The organism is Bradyrhizobium sp. USDA 3262, assembly GCF_054060035.1.
Genome location: NZ_JBSSCT010000001.1, coordinates 4,512,449 through 4,533,122 on the forward strand (window position 1 = coordinate 4,512,449; position 20,674 = coordinate 4,533,122).

The 20,674-nt window shown below is 63.6% G+C and carries 8 protein-coding genes; 3 read left to right on the forward strand and 5 right to left on the reverse strand.

Annotated elements, in window-relative coordinates; all coding sequences use genetic code 11:
- Window positions 1-187 precede the first annotated feature (187 nt).
- Together ACVWYP_RS20595 and ACVWYP_RS20600 are read left to right on the forward strand one after the other, a co-directional pair.
- Complete coding sequence (locus ACVWYP_RS20595) at window positions 188-769, forward strand: hypothetical protein (RefSeq protein ID WP_304499597.1); 582 nt, start codon at window positions 188-190, stop codon at window positions 767-769.
- A 268-nt stretch (window positions 770-1,037) separates the two neighbouring features.
- Window positions 1,038-1,592 carry a DUF3617 domain-containing protein gene (locus ACVWYP_RS20600; protein ID WP_304499598.1) on the forward strand — a complete coding sequence of 185 codons (555 nt, stop codon included), beginning with the start codon at window positions 1,038-1,040 and terminating at the stop codon, window positions 1,590-1,592.
- 51 nt (window positions 1,593-1,643) lie between these two features.
- Here the strand turns inward: ACVWYP_RS20600 and ACVWYP_RS20605 are convergent, their stop codons facing one another.
- The gene (locus ACVWYP_RS20605; RefSeq protein WP_244435646.1) at window positions 1,644-2,147 is read right to left on the reverse strand and encodes a hypothetical protein; all 504 of its coding nucleotides are present in this window, start codon (window positions 2,145-2,147) and stop codon (window positions 1,644-1,646) included.
- Window positions 2,148-2,321: 174 nt separating this feature from the next.
- Here ACVWYP_RS20605 and ACVWYP_RS20610 point away from each other — a divergent pair, with 174 nt between their 5' ends.
- Window positions 2,322-13,718 carry a DUF5801 repeats-in-toxin domain-containing protein gene (locus ACVWYP_RS20610; protein ID WP_456684133.1) on the forward strand — a complete coding sequence of 3,799 codons (11,397 nt, stop codon included), beginning with the start codon at window positions 2,322-2,324 and terminating at the stop codon, window positions 13,716-13,718.
- A gap of 84 nt (window positions 13,719-13,802) precedes the next feature.
- Here ACVWYP_RS20610 and ACVWYP_RS20615 read toward each other — a convergent pair whose 3' ends face one another.
- The 4 genes from ACVWYP_RS20615 to ACVWYP_RS20630 all read right to left on the reverse strand — a co-directional run bounded on the left by ACVWYP_RS20615 (window position 13,803) and on the right by ACVWYP_RS20630 (window position 20,423).
- Window positions 13,803-14,816, reverse strand: a complete 1,014-nt coding sequence (locus tag ACVWYP_RS20615) for a transglutaminase-like cysteine peptidase (RefSeq protein ID WP_304499600.1) — start codon at window positions 14,814-14,816, stop codon at window positions 13,803-13,805.
- Between the two features lie 220 nt (window positions 14,817-15,036).
- Window positions 15,037-16,287 (reverse strand): HlyD family type I secretion periplasmic adaptor subunit, encoded by a 1,251-nt coding sequence (locus ACVWYP_RS20620; RefSeq protein WP_304499601.1) that lies wholly within the window; start codon window positions 16,285-16,287, stop codon window positions 15,037-15,039.
- A 14-nt stretch (window positions 16,288-16,301) separates the two neighbouring features.
- A complete protein-coding gene (locus ACVWYP_RS20625) occupies window positions 16,302-18,473 on the reverse strand; it encodes a type I secretion system permease/ATPase (protein WP_439711198.1) in 2,172 nt (723 codons plus the stop codon).
- A gap of 249 nt (window positions 18,474-18,722) precedes the next feature.
- Complete coding sequence (locus ACVWYP_RS20630) at window positions 18,723-20,423, reverse strand: TolC family outer membrane protein (RefSeq protein WP_028345097.1); 1,701 nt, start codon at window positions 20,421-20,423, stop codon at window positions 18,723-18,725.
- Window positions 20,424-20,674: the final 251 nt, after the last annotated feature.

Sequence of the window (20,674 nt, forward strand, 5' to 3'; positions counted from 1 at the left end):
AGGTGTTGCAAGTTTGCTGCAGTAAGTCTGAATTCGGCTGCAAGCTGCCCGGTAGCGTTAATGCATCTTTACTGGCCACAATTCGCCCTGCAAGTGGTGTGATGTATTGAGTCGTGTTCCGGAGATTGCTTCAATGAGCTGACCGGATCGCATCACGAACGCATTCGGACGGACATCGGGGGTAGGAATGGACTTCCGTGGTGGCATTGTACGTTCGCTACTGACCCTGATGATTGTCTCATTGCCTGCGCTGGCAGCTCATGCGGAGACTCAAGCTCGACCGGCGAACGGTCGGGCAGCGGCGGCAGCGCCGGCTCAGGGCGATCAAGCCTTTTCTGGCCCGAGCTTCCGCAAAGGTCTGTGGCGCTTCGTGCGAACGCTCGATGTGGTCAGGACCGCCAACAAGAACTTCAAGTATCGGGTGGTCAACGCGGAGACGACGCGCTGCGTCGACCCGACCCACGCCATGAAGGCGACCTTTGCCTCGGGATCGATCGGAAGCTGCGTCTCGGACAAGCCGGAGAAGGTTGGTAATCAATACACGTTCGGACGCCGCTGCGATTACATGGGGGCGGTCAGCACCGTCATCACCGTGCGCAGCGACGAGGCCTATACCGAGCTGAACGAGATCAGCACCGGAGAGCATCCCCGGACCGACACGGTCGTCGCGACAAGGATTGGCGACTGCGACGACGGTAGCGCGGCCAAGATTGAGGCCAAGTCAGAGGCCAAGACTGACAAGTCCGCTGCGGCGGCTTTGCAGCACTAGCCGGCAATCCAGACCGCAGGTGGCGGCGGACGAGGCCTCCATTCGTCCCCAACGGGGTAGACGCTGCGCTTCCTTTGTCGCCGAAGCTGCCCCGGCCTGAAGCAACCGGGCATTCACCGTGTTTGGCGCAAGAGCCCGTGGGAGCTTCGAGCAAAGGCCAAGCATTTACGGGGTCTTAACACGAAATGCTCCTGAATGATGTGAGGTTGGACGTGCTTCAAGCGAAGTCACGCGATCCGCGTCAATCGGCCGGTTAGGAATTCAATAAATGACATCGCGTGAGGGCTTCGCCCCGTCGAAGATCTGCGCATCCGCGCTTGGCGTCGTGACTGCGCTTTCCGTGATCGTGCTCGCCGCCCCGAGCGCCTCAGCGGAGGAGGGATTCAACGGACCGACCTTCCGAAAAGGAATGTGGCGCTTCGTGCGGACGCTGGAAATCGCCACGTCCCCGAACGTCCGGCAAACGCTGCTCGAGCGCGAAATGACGCGCTGTGTCGATCCGACCCAGGCGATGAAGGCGACCTTCTCATCTCCGTCCGTTGGAAATTGCCACTCTTCGCGGCCGGAGAAGGTCAACAACAAATACGTCTTCTCCAACCGCTGCGACTATCTCGGGCCGGTCAGCACCGTCATCACGGTTCTCAGCGACGAGGCCTATACCGAGGTCAACAAGACCAATGTTGGTCAGGCGCCGCGGACCGACCGGGTGGTCGCCCGCCGAATCAGCGATTGCCACGAGGATAGGGCTTCGCTCAGCCAGCCGGCCTCCGCACCGAGCGAGGTGCCGCTGCAGCAGGACGAAGCCGAGGGCGAGCCGCTCTAAGGCGGCCGGTCTGCGAGAGCATTAAGGGGCATCCGCTTTCGAGCCACCCGGTCAGATCTTTTGCTGGCCTCCCGGGCCGCTGACCTTGACGGTGATCTTCTGAATTTCGGTTCGGCCGCCCTGGTACTTGACCTCGATGGTCAGGGCGTCATCGCCGAGAAATTCCGGCGGCGCCTTGTAGAAGGCGACATAGGCCGGCACCTCGAGCGCCAGGCAGGCCTTGTAATTGGTGGCCTTCGCCTTCGCCGACTTCACCACCACCTTTCCGGCAGCCGGCGCAGTGACCAGGCGGATGGTCGGCAGCGGCCCCGACGTGCAATCAGGTAACACGTTGAGGTAGAGGCCGATCTGGGTGTCCCGGTTGGCCAGGGCGCGAACCTGGCGCTCCACCGTGGTCTCCTGCGGGACGGGTTGTGCGGGGGCTTGCGCGGCCGCCGCGCCGAAACAGCCCCAAATCAAGACAGCGGCACACGCCTGAAGAATCACCCGCATCGACTGCTGCTCCAAATCGCCGGGAAGGACGAACGGGGCCGGGGAAATACTGCTTTCGGCCAAGTTAATCCGGCTAAGCCGTTGTTCTTTCAGCTTCGACCTGTCCGATCTTTACCACACTTCCACGGAAAGCATTGATTAACCAAATACATTTCTTGACCGCGGGGAGGGTTAACAATAGCCTAAAACTAAATTTTTCTACAATTTTTCCTCTAATCGCATTTTGCGGAGTTGATAATGCAGGGTTCGTTTCAGGTCGCTCAGGCAACCGGCACCGGCAATTCCACCAATTCGGCTCCCGTACGAATTTACAAGCTGACCAAGCCGCTGACCGATCAGGCAGTGGTCGTCAATCTTGGATACGACCAGAAGGTGAAGGTCGACTTTTCGTCGATCGCCAATGAAAAGATCACGCTGGTTCACGTCGGCGAAAAGCTGATCATCCTGTTCGACAACCAGTCGACCGTCACGGTTGAGCCGTTCTTCGACTCCCGTGCGGATGGGCAGAAGAATGTCACGATCGAGATGGCGCCGGGGCGCGAGGTCTCGGTCCAGGAATTCGCGACTCTTTTTCCGATCAGCACGGACGCCTCGGTGTTGCCGGCGGCCGACAATGGCGGCAATTCGAACGGCAACGCGCAGGCGAGCGGCGCGAATTTCAGTCCGTTCGCGATCGATCCGCTAGCTCCTGTGCCGACCAACGTGTTGGCGCCGCAGGAAGAGTTGCCGAACCTCGTGACCCCGCCGCCGCCGACCGGCTTCGTGCTGGGCGTTGCTCCGCCTCCGATCATTTCCGGCAATCCCCTGTCGGCGCTGATTGTCGACGAGAGCTTCCTGACCGCGGCCACCAACCATGGTGTCGCCGGTTCGGGGCTCGGACCCGCAGGGGCAACGGTCGCGTCTGTGCAGGTGTCGTTCAACGTCACGGTACCGGGCGGCCAGCAGTCGCTGACCTATGCGCTGTCGGTCACGACACCGAACGAAGATTCCGGTCTCATCGATTCGGCGACCGGTCAGCACGTTCTGCTGACGGTCAACGCGGCCGGCGTCGTGGAAGGACGCACGGCGATCGGTGGCGATCTGGTCCTCACGGTCTCGGTTGACGCCACGGGTCATGTGACGCTGACCGATCTGCGCGCGGTTCATGAGGCAACACCGGGCAACTTCAATGAAGGGATCACGCTGGCGTCGGGTCTGATCACGCTGACCGCCACCGTGACTGACAACAACAATCAGTCGGCAAGTGCGAGCGTCGATGTCGGCTCGCATCTGACGATCCTTGACGATGGTCCGGTGGCCGGCACGGTGACCGGCGCGACCGACACGCTGGTGCTGGACGAAACGCGCCCTGTCGGCAGCGACACCGCGGGCGGCACGACGCCGACCGGCCTCGCCAGCGTGACGGCGGACTTCTCCAACAATTTCACCGGCGGCAGCTACGGCGCCGACGGTGCCGGCAGCACTGCCTACACGCTGCATCTCACCGGCACGAACGTGGCGTCGGGCCTCTATGCGCTTGATCCGACCGACACCAACCCGGCCCATTTCGGGCAGGGTGCGCAGATCGTGCTGAACCAGTCCGGTGACACCATCACCGGCTCGGCGAACGGCACGATCTACTTCACGATCACGATCAACGAGACGACCGGGATCGTGACCTTCACCCAGGTCAACAACATTTGGCATGCCGATCCGACTAACCCGGATGACGCGGCGACATTGACCCTCTCCAGCGCCAGCCTGCTGCAGGTGGTGCAGACCATCACTGACGTGGACGGCGACAGCGTGACAACGCCGATCAACCTTGGTGGCGGCGTGTTCACAATTCAGGACAGCGGTCCGACGGCCGGCACGGTGATCCAGAAGGAAGGGCCGGCGGAAACGCTGGTGCTGGACGAGTCGCGCCCGGTCGGCAGCGACACGCCGGGCGGCTTTGCGCCGAGCGGGCTTGCCAGCGTGACGGCGGACTTCTCCCACGACTTCACGTCCGGCAGCTACGGCAGCGACGGACCCGGCCATACCGCCTACACGCTGAAGCTCACCGGCTCGAATGTGGCCTCGGGTCTCTACGCGCTGGATCCGACCGACACGACCACCGCTGACGGCGACGGCATCGGACAGGGCGCGCAGATCGTCCTCAACCAGTCCGGCAACACGATCACCGGCTCGGCCGGCGGGACGACGTATTTCACCATCACGATTGATCCGTCGACCGGTATCGTCACGTTCACCCAGTCGAACAACATCTGGCATTCTGACCCGAAGAATCCGGACGATCCGGCAACGCTGACGCTGTCGAGCCCGAGCCTGCTGCAGGTGGTGCAGACCATCACCGACGCGGACGGCGACAGCGTGTCGACGCCGCTCAATGTCGGCACCCGTGTGTTCACGATCCAGGACAGCGGCCCGACCGCCGGCACGGTGACCGGTGCAACTGACACGCTGGTGCTGGACGAGACCCGTCCGGTTGGCACGGACACCGCGGGCGGCACAGCGCCGACCGGCCTTGATTCCGTGACGGCAGACTTCTCCAACAACTTCACGCCTGGCAGCTATGGCAGCGACGGCCCGGGCCACACCACCTACACGCTGAACCTCGCCGGCGCGAATGTGGCGTCCGGTCTGTACGCACTTGATGCGACCGATACGACCACCGCCGACGGCGACGGCATCGGGCAGGGCGCGCAGATTCTGCTGAACCAGGTCGGCAACACGATCACCGGCTCGGCTGGCGGCACCAATTACTTCACGATCACGATCGATCCCTCGACCGGCATCGTCACCTTCACCCAGCTCAACAATATCTGGCATTCCGACCCGACCAATCCGGACGATGCGGCGACGCTGACGCTGTCTGGCGCCAATCTGCTGCGGGTGGTGCAGACCATCGTCGATGCGGACGGCGACAGCGTGACGACGCCGCTCGATGTCGGCACCGGCGTGTTCACGATCCAGGACAGCGGCCCGACCGCCGGCACGGTGATCGCGGCGGCGGATACGTTGGTGCTGGACGAGACCCGTCCTGTCGGCACCGACACTGCGGGCGGCGCCACGCCGACCGGCCTCGACAGCGTCACGGCGGACTTCTCGAACAACTTCTCGGCCGGCAGCTACGGTAGCGACGGCCCGGGCAACACGGCCTACACGCTGAAGCTCACCGGCGTCAACGTCGCCTCCGGCCTCTATGCGCTCGATCCGACCGACAAGACCGCCGGTGACGGCGATGGTATCGGGCAGGGTACGCAGATCGTGCTCAACCAGGTCGGTGACACCATCACCGGTTCGGCGAACGGCACGACCTACTTCACGATCACGATCGACGAGACGACCGGGATCGTGACCTTTACCCAGGTCAACAACATCTGGCACTCCGACCCAACCAATCCGGACGATGCCGCGACGCTGACGCTCTCGAGCGCCAACCTGTTGCAGGTGGTGCAGACCATCACCGACGCGGACGGCGACAGCGTGTCGACGCCGCTCGATGTCGGCACCAGTGTGTTCACGATCCAGGACAGCGGCCCGACGGCGGGCACGGTGGCCGGCCCGACCGACACCCTTGTTCTGGACGAGACGCGGCCTGTCGGCATCGACACCGCGGGCGGCACGGCGCCGACCGGCCTCGACACTGTGACGGCGGACTTCTCCAACAACTTCACCGGCGGCAATTATGGCAGCGACGGCGCGGGCAACACGGCCTACACGCTGAAGCTCACCGGTGCGAACGTCGCCTCCGGTCTGTACGCTCTCGATCCGACCGACAAGACCGCCGGCGACGGCGATGGCATCGGCCAAGGTACGCAGATCGTGCTCAACCAGGTCGGTGACACCATCACCGGATCGGCTGGCGGCACCAACTACTTCACGATCACGATCGACGAGACGACCGGTATTGTCACGTTCACCCAGCTCAACAACATCTGGCATTCCGATCCGACCAATCCGGACGATGCCGCGACGCTGACCTTGTCGGCCGCGAACCTGCTGCAGGTGGTGCAGACCATCACCGATGCGGACGGCGACCACGTGTCGACGCCGCTCGACCTCGGCACCGGTGTGTTCACCATCCAGGACAGCGGCCCGACGGCGAGCACGCTGTCCGGCGCAACGGACACGCTTGTGCTCGACGAGACGCGTCCTGTCGGCAGCGACACCGCGGGCGGCACGGCGCCGACCGGCCTCGACACCGTGACGGCGGATTTCTCGAACGGCTTCGCCGGCGGCAGCTATGGCAGCGATGGCCCGGGCAATTCGGCCTACACGCTGAAGCTCACCGGCGCCAACGTGGCGTCCGGCCTCTACGCCCTTGATGCGACCGACACGACCGCTGGTGACGGCGACGGCATTGGGCAGGGTGCGCAGATCGTGCTCAATCAGGTCGGCAACACCATCACCGGCTCGGCCGGCGGCACCGATTACTTCACGATCACGATCGATCCCTCGACCGGCATCGTGACCTTCACCCAGCTCAACAACATCTGGCACTCGGATCCGACCAACCCGGATGACGCCGCGACGCTGACGCTGACGCGCCCCGAACTGCTGCAGCTCGTGCAGACCATCACGGACGCCGACGGCGACAGCGTGACGACGTCGCTCAACCTCGGCACCGGTGTGTTCACGATCCAGGATAGCGGTCCGACCGCGGGCACGGTGATCGCAGCGGCGGATACGTTGGTTCTGGACGAGACGCGTCCTGTTGGCAGCGACACGGCGGGCGGCACGGCGCCGGCCGGCCTCGACACCGTGACGGCGGACTTCTCCAACAACTTCTCGGCCGGCAGCTACGGCAGCGACGGCGCGGGCAACACGACCTACACGCTGAAGCTCACTGGCGCCAACGTGGCGTCCGGCCTCTTTGCGCTCGATGCGACCGACACGACCACCGCCGACGGCGATGGCATCGGACAGGGCGCGCAGATCCTGCTGAACCAGGTCGGCAATACCATCACCGGCTCGGTTGGCGGCACCAATTACTTCACGATCACGATCGATCCCTCGACGGGGATCGTCACCTTCACCCAGCTCAACAACATCTGGCATTCCGATCCGACCAATCCGGACGATTCTGCGACGCTGACGCTGTCGGCTGCCAATCTGCTGCAGGTGGTGCAGACCATCACGGACGCCGATGGTGACAGCGTGACGACGCCGCTCGACGTCGGCACCGGCGTGTTCACGATCCAGGACAGCGGTCCGACCGCGGGCACGGTGACCGGTCCGACCGACACCCTCGTGCTGGACGAGACCCGTCCCACAGGAACGGATACTGCCGGCGGCACGGCGCCCACCGGGCTCGACACCGTGACGGCGGACTTCTCCAACAACTTCACCGGCGGCAACTATGGTTCCGATGGTGCTGGGTCGACGACCTACACGCTGAAACTCACCGGTGCCAACGTCGCCTCCGGTCTGTACGCTCTCGATCCGACCGACAAGACCGCCGGCGACGGCGATGGCATCGGCCAAGGTACGCAGATCGTGCTCAACCAGGTCGGTGACACCATCACCGGCTCGGCGAACGGCACGACCTACTTCACGATCACGATCAATGAGACGACCGGGATCGTGACGTTCACGCAGGTCAACAACATCTGGCACTCCGATCCGACCAACCCGGACGATGCCGCGACGCTGACCCTGTCGGCCGCGAACCTGCTGCAGGTGGTGCAGACCATCACCGATGCGGACGGCGACAGCGTGACGACGCCGATCGATGTCGGCACCGGCGTGTTCGCGATCCAGGACAGCGGCCCGACCGCGGGCACGGTGACCGGTCCGACCGATACCCTCGTGCTGGACGAGACCCGTCCTGTTGGCAGCGACACCGCCGCCGGCACGGCGCCGACCGGGCTCGACACCGTGACGGCGGACTTCTCCAACAACTTCACCGGCGGCAACTATGGTTCCGATGGTGCTGGGTCGACGACCTACACGCTGAAGCTGACGGGTGCGAACGTGGCCTCCGGCCTCTACGCTCTCGATCCGACCGACAAGACCGCCGGTGACGGCGATGGCATCGGCCAAGGTACGCAGATCGTGCTCAACCAGGTCGGTGACACGATCACCGGTTCGGCGAACGGCACGACCTACTTCACGATCACGATCAATGAGACGACCGGGATCGTGACGTTCACGCAGGTCAACAACATCTGGCACTCCGACCCAACCAATCCGGACGATGCCGCGACGCTGACGCTGTCGGCCGCGAACCTGCTTCAGGTGGTGCAGACCATCACCGATGCGGATGGCGACAGCGTGTCGACGCCGCTTGATCTCGGCACCGGCGTGTTCACGATCCAGGACAGCGGCCCGACCGCAGGCACGGTGACCGGTCCGACCGACACCTTGGTGCTGGACGAGACGCGTCCTGTTGGCAGCGACACTGCCGGCGGCACGGCGCCGACCGGCCTCGACACCGTGACGGCGGACTTCTCCAACAACTTCACCGCCGGCAACTATGGCAGCGATGGTGCTGGGTCGACGACCTACACGCTGAAGCTGACCGGCTTGAACGTGGCCTCCGGCCTCTATGCGCTCGATCCGACCGACAAGACCGCCGGTGACGGCGATGGTATCGGCCAAGGTACGCAGATCGTGCTCAACCAGGTCGGTGACACCATCACCGGCTCGGCGAACGGCACGACCTACTTCACGATCACGATCAATGAGACGACCGGGATCGTGACGTTCACCCAGGTCAACAACATCTGGCACTCCGATCCGACCAACCCGGACGATGCCGCGACGCTGACGCTGACGCGCCCTGAGTTGCTGCAGGTGGTGCAGACCATTACCGATGCGGATGGCGACAGCGTTGCGACGCCGATCAACGTCGGCACCGGCGTGTTCACGATCCAGGACAGCGGTCCGACCGCTGGCACGGTGACCGGTCCGACCGACACCTTGGTGCTGGACGAGACGCGTCCTGTTGGCAGCGACACTGCCGGCGGCACGGCGCCGACCGGCCTCGACACCGTGACGGCGGACTTCTCCAACAACTTCACCGGCGGCAACTATGGCAGCGATGGTGCTGGGTCGACGACCTACACGCTGAAGCTGACCGGCTTGAACGTGGCCTCCGGCCTCTATGCGCTCGATCCGACCGACAAGACCGCCGGTGACGGCGACGGCATCGGACAGGGAACGCAGATCGTGCTCAACCAGGTCGGTGACACCATCACCGGTTCGGCGAACGGCACGACCTACTTCACGATCACGATCAATGAGACGACCGGGATCGTGACGTTCACGCAGGTCAACAACATCTGGCACTCCGACCCAACCAATCCGGACGATGCCGCGACGCTGACGCTGTCGGCCGCGAACCTGCTTCAGGTGGTGCAGACCATCACCGATGCGGATGGCGACAGCGTGTCGACGCCGCTTGATCTCGGCACCGGCGTGTTCACGATCCAGGACAGCGGCCCGACCGCAGGCACGGTGACCGGCCCGACCGACACCCTGGTGCTGGACGAGACCCGTCCCACAGGAACGGATACTGCCGGCGGCACGGCGCCGACCGGGCTCGACACCGTGACGGCGGACTTCTCCAACAACTTCACCGCCGGCAGCTATGGCAGCGATGGTGCTGGGTCGACGACCTACACGCTGAAGCTGACGGGCTCGAACGTGGCCTCCGGCCTCTATGCGCTCGATCCAACCGACAAGACCGCCGGCGACGGCGACGGCATCGGCCAAGGTACGCAGATCGTGCTCAACCAGGTCGGCGACACCATCACCGGTTCGGCGAACGGCACGACCTACTTCACGATCACGATCAATGAGACGACCGGGATCGTGACCTTCACCCAGGTCAACAACATCTGGCACTCCGATCCGACCAACCCGGACGATTCTGCGACGCTGACCCTGTCGGCCGCGAACCTGCTTCAGGTGGTGCAGACCATCACCGATGCGGACGGCGACAGCGTTGCGACGCCGCTCAACGTGGGCACCGGTGTGTTCACGATCCAGGACAGCGGCCCGACGGCGGGCACGGTGACCGGTCCGACCGATACCCTCGTGCTGGACGAGACGCGTCCTGTTGGCAGCGACACCGCAGGCGGCACAGCGCCGACCGGGCTCGACACCGTGACGGCGGACTTCTCCAACAACTTCACTGCCGGCAGCTATGGCAGCGACGGTGCGGGTTCGACGACCTACACGCTGAAGCTGACCGGTGCGAACGTCGCCTCCGGTCTGTACGCTCTCGATCCGACCGACAAGACCGCCGGTGACGGCGATGGCATCGGGCAGGGTACGCAGATCGTGCTCAACCAGGTCGGTGACACCATCACCGGCTCGGCGAACGGCACGACCTACTTCACGATCACGATCAATGAGACGACCGGGATCGTGACGTTCACCCAGGTCAACAACATCTGGCACTCCGATCCGACCAATCCGGACGATGCGGCGACGCTGACCCTGTCGGCTGCCAATCTGCTGCAGGTGGTGCAGACCATCACCGACGCGGACGGCGACAGCGTTGCGACGCCGATCAACGTCGGCACCGGTGTGTTCACGATCCAGGACAGCGGCCCGACGGCGGGCACGGTGACCGGTCCGACCGACACCTTGGTGCTGGACGAGACCCGTCCTGTTGGCAGCGACACTGCCGGCGGCGCGGCGCCGACCGGGCTCGACACCGTGACGGCAGACTTCTCCAACAACTTCACCGGCGGCAGCTACGGCAGCGACGGTGCTGGCAGCACGACGTACACGCTGAAGCTCACCGGTGCGAACGTGGCCTCCGGCCTCTATGCGCTCGACCCGACCGACAAGACCGCCGGCGACGGCGATGGTATCGGGCAGGGTGCGCAGATCGTGCTCAACCAGGTCGGCAACACCATCACCGGCTCGGTCGGCGGCACCAACTACTTCACGATCACGATCGATCCTTCGACCGGCATCGTGACCTTCACCCAGCTTAACAATATCTGGCACTCCGATCCGACCAACCCGGACGATGCGGCGACGCTGACGCTGTCGGCTGCCAATCTGTTGCAGGTGGTGCAGACCATCACCGATGCGGACGGCGACAGCGTGACGACGCCGCTGAACCTCGGCACCGGCGTGTTCACGATCCAGGACAGCGGTCCGACCGCGGGCACGGTGACCGGTCCGACCGACACCCTCGTGCTGGACGAGACGCGTCCTGTTGGCAGCGACACCGCCGGCGGCACAGCGCCGAACGGGCTTGTTTCCGTGACGGCGAACTTCTCCGACAACTTCACCGGCGGCAGCTATGGCAGCGACGGTGCGGGTTCGACGACCTACACGCTGAAGTTGACGGGCTCGAACGTGGCCTCCGGCCTCTATGCGCTCGATGCGACCGACAAGACTGCCGGCGACGGCGATGGCATCGGACAGGGTGCGCAGATTCTGCTGAGCCAGTCCGGCAACACCATCACCGGTTCGGTTGGCGCGACGACCTACTTCACGATCACCATTGATCCCGCAACCGGGATCGTGACCTTCACCCAGGTCAACAACGTCTGGCACTCCGATCCGAACAATCCGGACGATGCGGCCACGCTGACGCTCTCGAGCGCCAATCTGCTGCAGGTGGTGCAGACCATCGTCGATGCCGACGGCGACAGCGTGTCGACGCCGCTCGACCTCGGCGCTGGCGTGTTCACGATTCAGGACAGCGGCCCGACGGCGCCGACGGCGACTGTGAGCGCAGCTACGATCGGCGTGGACGAGACGCCCGGCGTGCAGACCATCGGCGGCGCGAGCGACGTGCTCGGCTCCACTGCGATCACGTTCAACGGTGCCGCTAGCACTGTCGCCGCGCTGTTCAGCACGGTTGCGAACAAGGGCGTCGACACCGATGTGTCGGCAGCGTCGCTTGACAACGGTGCGCTAAGCTTTGCCTCGACGGGCGCGAGCAGCATCCTGACGGTGGCCGGCGGCAGCTTCGGCTCTGACGGCGCGGGGTCTACGACCTACGCGTTGAGCGTCCTCAGCGCTGCGTCAGGTCTGACATTGACGGATGGCACAGGGATCGCGCTGTCGCTGGATGCCAGCGGCCGGATCATCGGTACGGTGGGCAACGATGTCGCCAACCCCAGCCTGACGGGCCAAACGGCGTTCGCGATCGCCATCGATCCGATCACCGGCCAGCTCTATGTGGCGGACTATCTCTCGCTCCACCACAACAGCACCGCCAGTTCGAACGATCTGCTGACGATGACGGCCGGCAAGATCGGCGCGACGGTCACGCTGACGGACGCCGACGGCGATCATGTGACGGCCACCGCCGACATCAGCACGCATATCAGCTTCCTCGACGACGGCCCGAGTTTCGGCACGATCGAGCATGGAATCATTGCCGATTACGCGGGAATGTCCGTGGTCGGTAACCTACCCGTGTTCTCTGGCGCCGATGGTTTTGGCGCATATGACTTCACCTTGACTGGAAACACGGCGCCGGCCGGCCTGACGTTCAATGGCCAGGCCGTGCATTATTCCATCGACGCACTTGGACAGAATTTGACGGCCTATATCGGTGCGGCTCCATCGGCGGCGAACAATATCTTCACGCTGAATCTGGATGACACAACCGGTCACTACCTGTTCACATTGCTTCAGCCATTCACGGAGACAACGATCCAGAATGTCGGCAGTTCATCCTCCTTCGGATCGGGACCATCGGAAGAGCAGATTCTTTCCTCGAACACCGATCAGCTGGCGGTTGTTTCGGGCACTACCTCCGGCGGTGGCCAAGGCGGTGTGAACGGATCAACCAGCGGCTGGGGCGTCGACAACAATAACTTCGACCCCAATGAAAAGCTGCTGTTCGATTTCACGAGCGGCGCAATCGCCAGCCCGGTCGGCAACGCCGCGTTCCATCCGCCGGCAAACGAATCGGTCGCGAACTACACGTTCTCGCACTACGCCGGCGGCGACAAAATCCACTACGTCGTCTCCTATTGGGACGGAGTGCACGCCGCCTCCATCACATCGGTATCCGGTGATTTCGATCCTTCCACCCACACCACGGTCGCCACCGAATGGTCGACGCCCACAGCGCCGGCCGGCCTGCAGCTCTACACTGTCCAGTTCACGGACGTGACAGGCAGCGGCAAGGTCGACCTGGTTGGCGTCGGAGTTTCGTCGACCACGAACGTCTCCGAGGATCTGAGCTTCAACGTGTCGACGATTGACGGTGACGGCGACACGGCGTCGAGCACCATCAATATCAACATCAATGGCACGACGACCCTGATGGGCACGGCCGGCAATGATGTCATTGTCGCCGGACCAACCAACGAGACGCTCACTGGCAATGGTGGGGACGACAAGTTTGTTCTCAATCTCAGCGCCCACGAAATCATCAGTGATTTCAACAGCGGTGATACGCTCCTTCTCGACGTGGCCGGTCTGAGCCTGCCGACGGGCGCTTCAAACGCCCTTACGGCTGGTCAGTTCACGTCATCGGCAGTCACCGGCCAAACCGAGAACAACGCCAGCGCCTGGAACGAAAGTGCAAGCACAAACAAGTTCTTCTTCAACAATACGACCCAGGAGCTCTGGTACTCGGCAAATGGCACAGGCTCGGACAAGGTGGACCTCGCACATGTGAGCACCGGTTTGCCGGCGGCTACGAACGTTCATATTTTCTAGGCCAGGTTTGCAGCAAAATCGAAAATCCGCGGAGACCTCTCCGCGGATTTTTATTGATTGAATTGTCGCCTTTCTCGCGCGCAATCACATCAGCACGGGCAGGAAGCCCAAGAGCGGGCTTGCCGCGTCCAGCGCTTCCACGCCGGTCCATTCGGTCTCCGCCGCATTGGAGGCCGCCGGCGCCGCGTCGAGTTCATCGCCGAGCGGGAGCCGCTTGGCGTAAGGTGCCGCGAACAGCTGCACGCCGCGGTCGTTGATCGCGAACATCGGCGTGAAGTTGCCGAGCTCGCCGTCGTCGATCAGTTCGGAGCGACGGCTGTCCAGGATCAGCCAATGGCCATCCAGCCGCGCCGCCAGCACGGCATGATCCTGACGGATGGCGCGATCGCGGCCCAGCACGAGGCGCAGATCCTCGCGTGGGAAGCCGGCTTCGCTGAGCGCGATGTATTTTGCGATCGCATAGTCCTCGCAGTCGCCCTTGCCGGTCGCAAAGGTGGCGAGCGGGGCGGTCCAGCGGTCGGGCTCGCCGTGCTGGGCGAAGTCGCTGACATAGCGGATCGCCTGGTTGACGGCGCGGTTGGCCTCATCCAACCGGTCGCGTCCGGATTTGGACTTGACCGCGCCGATCAGGCGAAGGAATTGCGCGGCTTGCGATGGGCAGCCGGCGGCGCTCTCCCGGCATTGCTCGAGCACGCTCTGCTCCCTTGCGAGATCGGATTCGAGGCCGCGCCATTTGCGCCACAGGCCGTTTTCCGGTGCGCGGAAGGTGAACAGGCCAAACGGCTCGGCGCCGACAGGCGGAAGCGGCTTTGCCGCGGGCACCGCATCGGTCGCGATATTTGGCGGCGTGAGCGAGGCGGTGCGAATGGCGTTCGGACCACGACCGCGCTGCCGGTCGAGCTTGGCCAGGACGTCGGCGATGGTGAAGAAGGTGGCAGGCGGCCGGTTCGACGCGGCGTCCGCGGCGGACGCGAGCTCGCCGGCGGGTTTTCCGAGAGAGAGCTCGTCCGCGGCAAACGCGGCAGGCGCTGCGCAAAGACCTATGGTCAGTGCAGCCGCGGCCATGACCGCCGACGAAGCAAACTTCAGCGACTTCATATGACGTCCCCAATGTCGGGGACCGTCAACGTCTGTGCGTCGATCTGCGTCCCCGCTGTTATCGGGACGCAGACTGGCGCCTTGGCCGCTTAAGCGGAGTTAAGTCGAGGGGGCCGCCACCTCTAATGACGAAAAGGCGGTCAATCCGGGGTTTGCCGGTTCGTTCGAAATTGAACGAATCGAGGTCACGATCGGTTAACCACGGAATCCGTGGTCCCGGTCAGCGTTCGCGCAGGGCCTCGTCACGCAGCAGGCGGGCGGGCTTCACGATGTAGTCCAGCACGGATTTCTCGCCGGTCAGGACCTCGACCGTGGTCACCATGCCCGGAATGATCGGCAGCGGATGCTGCTCGGTGCCGAGATGGTTCTTATCGGTACGCACCATGACCCGGTAGAAGGTCTCCTGGCGTTCGGTCTTTTCCGCCTTGTCGTCGACGATGGTGTCGGCGCTGATGCGTTCGACCTTGCCCTTCAGCGATCCGTAGACCGAGGAATCATAGGCGCTGATCTTCACCACCGCGTCCTGGTCGGGACGGATAAACGCGATGTCCTGCGGACGAATCCGGCCTTCCACCAGCAGCGTGTCGTCCAGCGGCACGATGTCCATCAGGTTGGCGCCCGGCTGCACGACGGCACCGATGGTACTGATGTTCAGTTTGTTGACGATGCCATGGACCGGCGCCCTCAGATCCGTGCGGCGCACCCGGTCCTGGGCGGACTTGATATTCTCGTCGAGGACGGCGAGGTCGGCACGTGATTTGGCGAGGTCCTCGTCGGCCTGCGAGCGGAACGAGGCGGTGATGTTCGCGATCTTCGATTGCGCTTCGGCCAGCTGTCCCTTCATCTCGGTCGCCTGCCGATCAAGTCGCAGCATCTCGATCTCCGGCACGACCTTCTGCTCATACAGCCTGCGCGTCAGGGTCTGCTCGCGCTCCAGGAGTTTGAGGGAGCCGGTGAGGCGAGTGACCTGCTGGTTGAGGACGTCGATATCCTGCGCGACCTTCTGACCCCGCATTTTGAATACGCTGGTCTCGGTTGCGACGGCGGCGGGAACCATCTTGTCGAGATCGTCCGGGAAGGTGATTTCGGCTCGGCCGCGGGCCTCGGCGTCGAGGCGGGCCACCCGCGCCGCCATCGCCGCGCGGCGCTCGCGGATTTCACCGAACTCGGAAGCGAATTTCGTATCATCGATGCGCATCAGGGACTGGCCCTGCTGAACGATGTCGCCTTCCCGGATCAGGATGTCGCCGACGATCCCGCCTTCGAGCGATTGAACCACCTGCATCTGCCGCGACGGCACGACGCGGCCGCTGCCGCGCTTGACCTCGTCCAGCACGGCAAAATGAGCCCAGATCAAGAACGTCGCAAGCAGCGCGCAAGAGGTCCACAGCAGCATGCGGGAGGTGCGCGGCGTCCGCAGCAGCGCCGCGGACCGGATATCATTTGCAAATGTGAAATCGGAAGACGCCATAATGTATTTGCTCGTTATGCGGATTTCGGCTGAATCGTATTCTCCGGCGACGGGGCCGCGGACGCCGGCCGGCCCTGGAGCAGGGCGAGCACCTTGTCGCGCGGGCCGTCGGCAACCAGGCGGCCATTGTCGAACAGCAGCAAGCGATCGACCATGTTCAGCAATGACAGGCGATGGGTCGAAATGATGATGGTCATGCGATCATCATTGAGCCCCTTGAGCCGCTCAAGGAATTCCTGTTCGCTGCGAATATCGAAGTGCGCCGTCGGCTCGTCGAGAAAGAGCACGCGAGGCTTGCGGATCAAAACGCGCGCGAGCCCGATGGCCTGCTTCTGGCCGCCCGACAGGCTGCGGCCGCCTTCCGAGATGGGCATGTCATAGCCCATCGGGTGGCCGGCAATGAAGCTTTCGACGCCGGAGAGCCGCGCGGCAAGCAGGACTTCCTCGTCGGTCGCTTCCGGTTTGCCAAGGGCGATGTTGTCACGCAGCTTGCCGAAAAAAAGGTCGGTATCCTGCATCGCAAAGCCGATGCCGGCGCGCAGGTCCGAGGGATCGTATTGGCGCGAGTCGACGCCATCGACCAGGATGCGGCCTTCCTTCGGCTCGTAAAATCCGAGCAGCAACCTGCCGACCGTGGTCTTGCCAGATCCCACCCTGCCGATGATACCGACCCTCTCTCCGCCCTCGATCTTGAAGCTGACCTTTTCGAGCGCGTTACCCGGCGCGTTGGGGTAGGCGAACGACACGTTCTCGAAGGCGACCTTGCCGTCTTCGATTCGTCTTGTGACATAGGACCGGGTCGGCGACCGTTCCCGCTCGATCGACATGATGCGGTCGATCGCCTTGAGGGCGGTGATCGTCTGCGTTCCCTTGGTGATCACCGAGGCGATCCCGGCGATCGGCGCCAGAACACGTCCGGCGAGCATGTTTGCGGCGACTAGCGCGCCGACGCTCAGCTTGCCGTCGAGGATCAGGAAAATGCCGACGATGACGAGGAGCAGGCTCGTGATCTGCTGGGCCGTGCTCGCGCTCGTCAGCGACATCGACGACCAGAAGTGAACGTCCTCGCCGGATCGGGCGGTCGCGGCAACCGAGCGTTCCCACAAGGTCTGCATGCGGGCCTCGGCGCCGGTCGCACGGACGGTTTCGAGGCCGGACAGCGACTCGACCAGCACGCCGTGCCGGGCGGCGGATTCGGCCTGCAAGCGCTTGATGGCGCGATCGAGCGGGCGTTGCAGCTGGAAGCCGATCAGCATGACCAGCGGCAGCATGATCAGCGGGATCCAGGCCAGTGGTCCGGCGATGAGGAACAGCACTCCAACGAAGAGGATGGCGAACAGCAGGTCGGTCGCCGAAACCACGCTTCCCGAGGTGAAGAACTCGCGCACCGAGTCGAAGTCCCGGAGCTGATTGGCCAGGATGCCAACCGACGTCGGCCGCTGCGCCATCTTCACCGACATCACATGCTCGAAGATGTTCGCGGCCAGCACGACGTCGATGGTCTTGCCGGTCACGTCGATCATGCGGCTGCGGACCATGCGGAAGATGAAATCGAAGACGATGCCGAGCCCCATGCCGATCGAGAGCGCGATCAGGGAGGGGATCGCCCCGTTGGGGATGACGCGGTCATAGACGCTCATCGTGAACAGCGGCGTCGCCAGCGCGAGGATGTTGGTCAGAAAGGCCGCGACCGCGATGTGCCCGTAGCTGCGCCAATGCGTCTTCACCACCGACCAGAACCAGTGGCTCTTGGGGATGTCGCCTGCGGCGACGGCGCGCGCATCGGCCTGCGGCGCGCTTCTCACCAGGAACGCATAGCCGGTATAGTCCGTGGCGAGCGAGGCGATGTCGGCGACGCGCGGGCTGTTCGGCGTCGCCGGATCAACGACCTTGATCGTCTTGTTCGCCGGGTCCACACCCAGAAGGATCAGCGCGGAGCCGTTCTTCATGACGAGGACGGCCGGCAGGACCAGCGCGGGAATGTCTGAAATGTCGCGCTTGACGGCCTCGGTCTCCAGACCGGCGCGCCTTGCCGCGCGGTCGTAGAGGGAGACGGACAAGCGTCCGTCCGTGATCGGAAGTCCGCCGAGTAGAGCTTCGCGGCTGACCGCGCGGCCGTGATGGGCGGCGAGATAAGTCAACGATGCGGTGAGGGGATCGTCGCCCAGCGCGCGTGGCCCATTTATCGCGACAGGCTTTGAGGTTGAGTCATCCGGCGAGGGGCGGACGGCGTCGGCCGCCGCGCTGGGGGTTCGAAACAACAACTGAAACCTCGACAAGCAAAATGGAAATGCAGCAATCGCATTAGATTTCGGGCAGACTACAACAAACAGCGAACAAATTCAGCGAAACTTATCTTAACGATTAATAAGGAATCGAAAGGGCCCCGATTTGGGGCCCTTCCGGCAGTCCTGTCCTGAGCTTGTTGGCGGTCGCTATCGAGCGGAACTCGGGAAGGCCGACAGCAGCCAGTGGGGCTTGGTCGACGCATAGGAGCTCGCGTTCGCCGTGACCGACGGATCCGCGTAAATGACGTTCGGGCCGTCCGCAGCGGTCTTTTGCTGCTGCATCCATTCCGCTGAACCGGGCACCGCTGCAGTCGTCGTCGCGCCGGTGAAGCGGTCCGCAAAGCCAACATCCTTCGGCTGGGCTGCCGCATAGGTCTTGGCAGGACGGGCCACAGGCGCCGGAACGGCGACGCGCAGCGGCTCGGACCCGGTTTGCGGGAGGTTCACGCGAAGCGTCGGGAACGAGTAGCGGGGCAGGCCGATCGAAAGCATGTCCGTCGGCGCAGCATCGACCGGGGGCGGAGCCTTCAGGTACTCGATCAAGGTGCCCATCGCGGCCAGCAGCTGATAGTCGGCGAAAACCACGACGCCGCGGGCTGAGGTGAGCGAGACCGACGCGTTGAAGAACTGGTTCTGCGCGTTCAAGAGATCGATCAACGAGCGCTGGCCGAGTTCGTATTCTTTCTGGAACGCCACGATGGTCTTGCGGTCCGCTTCCAGCTGACGCGTCAAAGCGGCGATGCGCGTGACCGTAATCGTACGGGCATTCCACGCCTTGTCGATCGACTCATACGCGTCGCGCTGCAAGCGCGCGTGGCGCATGGTGGCTTCGGTAAAGCGCTCGGCCTTCTCCGACCTGTTCCAGGCATCCTGGCCGCCGCGGAAGATGTCCCACGACATCACAACCTTGCCGCTGTAGTCCTCATGCGTAATGGAGGGAGTTCCTGGGGTCGCCACGTAAGGGTAGGAGTTGTCGTAATGGGTTGCCCGTCCCTCGAGATAGAATTTCGGGCCGAATGTGCCGTCCGTGGCCTTGAACGCATGCTTGGCGGCGTCGGCGTCGGACTGTGCCGCCGCGATCGTCGAATTGAACCGGAGGGTGGTCGCCAGCGCTTCGTCGCGGCTGTGCGGCAATCCCGCGAGAGGAGCAGGGAAGCGAACATTGATCGGCTCAAGGCCAACCGTCTTGCGGTACTTCGCCCTGGCGTCATCCAGGCTGCGCTGGAATTCGGCGAGTGCCGCGCGGGCGGCCTCGACGCGCTCGCGGGCTTGCTCCAGATCGCCTTCGCCGGCCCGGCCGCCCGAGAAGCGGGAGTTCACGTTTGAAAAGATCTTCTCGTGATTGGCGACGTTTTGCTGGGCAAGACTGACCAGCCGCATGTAGCGCACGACGTCGATGTAGCCTTCGGCGGCGTCGAGGGCCAAGAGCTCGGTTCTCTCCTTGACGCGGGAGGCAGCTGCATTGACGCGCGCGGTCTGGCGCCAGACGTCATAGATCGACGAAAAACCGTCCCACAGCAGCTGGCGCACCACGACCGATTCCTGGCTGCCATTGCGCCATGGTCCTGAACCAACGGTCGGCGCCGACTGAATGTTCGGGGTAATGAAGCCCGGCGATTGATCGAATTTTTCCGGGCCGTAGCTGGCGTCAATGCGCACCTGCGGCAGCAGTGTGCTTTGGGTTTGCCGTAGCTCGCTTTCCGTCGCCCGCCGGTTCGCCGAAGCCTCGCCGATACCCGGGTTGGTCTGCATGGCCTGGCGTAGAGCATCATTAATAGAAAAAACCTCGGCACATGCTGGCGTTGCCGCCAGGCATAGGCACGCAATGACCGTGTATGCCGACTTCATAATCTCCGCCCCCAAACTCACAAAAATATTACGTAGAATCCTCCGAAGGGTAACAAAGGACAGTTCCTCGACCTATGACATTTCAGCCACACAGGCGCCCTAAGTGGGGCCGAACCATCGAGTCCCCGTGCGCGCAAATCCAAGCATTTTTAATAAAATTCAATGATTTACCTGACATTTTGTGGTCATCCGAGCTGGTGCCGAGCCGCAACACCGGGGACCGGAACATGAAAGATCAGTTAAGCCTGTCT

What these genes read in the sequence shown, in the direction of transcription:
- ACVWYP_RS20620 (WP_304499601.1), bottom strand. Translation starts at nt 16,287, where the DNA reads ATGGCGTCTTCCGATTTCACATTTGCAAATGATATCCGGTCCGCGGCG.
- ACVWYP_RS20595 (WP_304499597.1), top strand. Translation starts at nt 188, where the DNA reads ATGGACTTCCGTGGTGGCATTGTACGTTCGCTACTGACCCTGATGATT.
- ACVWYP_RS20610 (WP_456684133.1), top strand. Translation starts at nt 2,322, where the DNA reads ATGCAGGGTTCGTTTCAGGTCGCTCAGGCAACCGGCACCGGCAATTCC.
- ACVWYP_RS20615 (WP_304499600.1), bottom strand. Translation starts at nt 14,816, where the DNA reads ATGAAGTCGCTGAAGTTTGCTTCGTCGGCGGTCATGGCCGCGGCTGCA.
- ACVWYP_RS20630 (WP_028345097.1), bottom strand. Translation starts at nt 20,423, where the DNA reads ATGAAGTCGGCATACACGGTCATTGCGTGCCTATGCCTGGCGGCAACG.
- ACVWYP_RS20600 (WP_304499598.1), top strand. Translation starts at nt 1,038, where the DNA reads ATGACATCGCGTGAGGGCTTCGCCCCGTCGAAGATCTGCGCATCCGCG.